This window comes from Enterovirga sp. (assembly GCF_035325185.1).
In the GTDB taxonomy this organism is placed as follows: domain Bacteria; phylum Pseudomonadota; class Alphaproteobacteria; order Rhizobiales; family Beijerinckiaceae; genus Enterovirga.
On record NZ_DAOLAJ010000175.1, the window covers coordinates 1 to 2,566 of the forward strand.

Consider the following 2,566-nt stretch of genomic DNA (forward strand, 5'->3'; position numbering starts at 1 on the left):
ACGGTAACCCTGCGGTCGCTGGGGCTGCGGTCAGCTGTCCCTCGATGACGGCACCATCAGTTCCAACAGCATCATTGGCCCTATTGCGGGACCTAACTCGTCGGTCCACGACTTCGAAACAGGCAGAGCGGGCGAAATGCCGCGCAGTTGGTCGAAATCCTGCGAGAGAACGTTGGATTTCAGTTCCTCTCCCTCCGCCAGTTCTCAACGTTCGGGACTTTCTCCGCGTTTGCGACCGGCGAAATGAATCCCGCAATTCCGCGCCGTTCCATGGGTTCGAGCTGTTGACCTCGAAGCCCCGGTCTCCGGGCGTCGTTCTCTCTTTGGGCCCCCTATTCTCCGAACCTGTTGACTAGGGGATCGCGGTACGGGTCTGCGAGAAGCCAGCCTGACGGTCAAATTCCGGGCATCTGGTCCGGTCGGCAGTTGCGGATCAGCTCGGTAGGCGAGGCTCGACCTCGCGGAAGCTGGCTGTGGAGGGGTCATAGGTGACGCGCTCGATCGTCCCGTCCTTGATCCGTTCCACCGCCTCGTCGATGACGAATAGCGGCACCAGGAACCACTCGCGGGGAATGACGGGGTTGCCGAAGCGGTCCTTGATCTCGATGTTGAGGCGGGCCGTGGCGAAGATCCGGTGGATGAGGTTTTCGAGGCGCGAGCGGCTGATGTTGAAGAGCTCGTAGGTGGCGACGACTTCCACATCGGCCATCAGGAAGGTCGGATCGAGCCTGGCGTTCCCGAAGCGGCGCGCCACGTCGCCGCCGGTCACGCCGATCTTGTGGAGGACGTCGCGATTGGCGGCCACCGTCGGGTGCTCCGACTTGCTCCGCAGGACGTAAATGGTCCCGCTCGCCAGATCGCCTTCGGTGCTCTCGCCGGCAAAAAGCGGTCCCGCGACCGGCTCGGTGATGCGCCGCCCCGCCTCGTCCTTGTAGAGCGCGCGCTGGAGCGACCGGCGGAGCAGGTTGCTCTGCGTGCCGTTGGAATAAATGACGCGAAGGCGCGCATCGAACTCGCCGTTCGGGGCCTTGAAGGTCTCGCCGACCTCCGCGACGTAGGCGACCTGGCCGCCGAGAATGAAGAACTGGCCCGCGGTGATGTCGGCCTTCAGGAAGCCGGCATCCTTGACGAACGGGCGCGCGGTTCTCAGCCCTTGGTCGAGGTCGCGTTGCACGCCGGCGAAGACGGGCTTGAACCGGTCGAAGTCGGGGCAAGGCTCGCGGTTGGCGATCTCCTCCGCCGCGCGCTTGTCGGCGCTGGTGCGGACATGGCGGAGATCGGTGATGTCGGGCGCGCCCGCCGCCCCTTCCAGCTCCGCCATGAGCGTATCGACGTCCATGGTATCGGCAGAGGCCGCCCCAGCGTCACCGGCACCGGTCAGGAGGCCCTGGCGGTCCAGCGGCGCAACCAACGACCGGCATTCCTCGAGTTCGCGGATGCGGTCGAGACGCACCGCGTAGAGGCGCTCGAAGATGTCGTTGCCCTCGCCATGCTGCGGGGGGCGGCCATGCTGATCGACAAAGCGCTGAATATCCTCGAAGCCGGCGATGATGCGCTCCTCGCGCGCCGAGCGCCCGCCCTTCTTCTCGGGAACGGCAAACTCGTCGAGTTCGGCGCGCAGCTCGTCAAGGTCGAGGTCACTCATAGCGTCCCTCGTCCTTGAAGCGCACGAAGGCGGCGGCGCCTTCCGCCATGCGCTTCTCCCAGGCATCGGTCGAGCTGATCGAGGGGAGCCGTCCCCGCTCCTTCTTGAAGCGGACGGCGCGCACGGCGAGGTCCTTCGCCTCCTCGGGCGTCAGGCTGGTGCGCTTGGCCGCAATCGCAGCCGCCACCTGCTTGAGGCTCTCCTCGCTCATGGTCTTGGCGAGGATGGCATAGGCCTCGCCGAAGGGATTGATCCGGTCGATCAGGTCGATGTCGAGCTCGCGCACATCCATCGCAAAGCGCCGCACGCCGTCGATGAGGGCGGTGTTTGCACTGGGCTCTGCCGCGCTTCCCGTCCCGTCACCAAGGATGATCTGCTTGGCCTGCTGGGTGAGATTCAGCGCAGCGACCGCATGCTGGCGGACGGCTTCCTGATCTTCCTCGGCGAGTTCCGGATACTTGTCCTTGATGATCTTGCCCATGCGGACCTGGGTCAGCTCCTCCGGCACCAGCTCCTCGTCGAAGAGGCCACGCTCCAGCGCGGTCTTGTCCTGCACGAAGGCGGCGATCACCTCATTGAGGTCCTCCTGGCAGATGCGAGCCGCTTCCTTGCTCTTTGGCTCGGCGAGGCCCTTGATCTCGATCTGGAACTGGCCGGTCTGCTCGTTGAACCCGACATTGGTCTTGTTCGGATCGTAGCCCTCTTCGCCATAGTCGAAGCCCTCGACGGGGCCGCTGCCGGCGTTCTTCGGCGTGAAGTTGAAGCGCGGCGCCAGCACCTGCTCCATGAGAAGGCTGGCGGCGATGGCCTTCAGAGTGTCGTTGACCGCCTCGGTGACGGCGTCGGCCGCAGCATCCGGCTCGGCGATCAGGTTGGTGAAGCGCGCCCGTGTCTTGCCCGGCGCATCGCGCGTGGCGCGGC

At 65.4% G+C, this 2,566-nt stretch carries 2 protein-coding genes; both read right to left on the reverse strand.

Translation table 11 applies throughout. The annotated features are described in order from the left end of the window. Positions 1–433: 433 nt before the first annotated feature. Positions 434–1,645 (reverse strand): GIY-YIG nuclease family protein, encoded by a 1,212-nt coding sequence (locus PKD06_RS18735; RefSeq protein WP_324382822.1) that lies wholly within the window; start codon positions 1,643–1,645, stop codon positions 434–436. Continuing rightward, a partial coding sequence (locus PKD06_RS18740; RefSeq protein WP_324382824.1) for a pseudomurein-binding repeat-containing protein occupies positions 1,638–2,566 on the reverse strand: 929 nt, incomplete at its 5' end. The genes PKD06_RS18740 and PKD06_RS18735, both read right to left, overlap by 8 nt.

Coding starts and splice junctions, on each gene's coding strand:
- PKD06_RS18735 (WP_324382822.1), bottom strand. CDS start 1,645: ATGAGTGACCTCGACCTTGACGAGCTGCGCGCCGAACTCGACGAGTTT.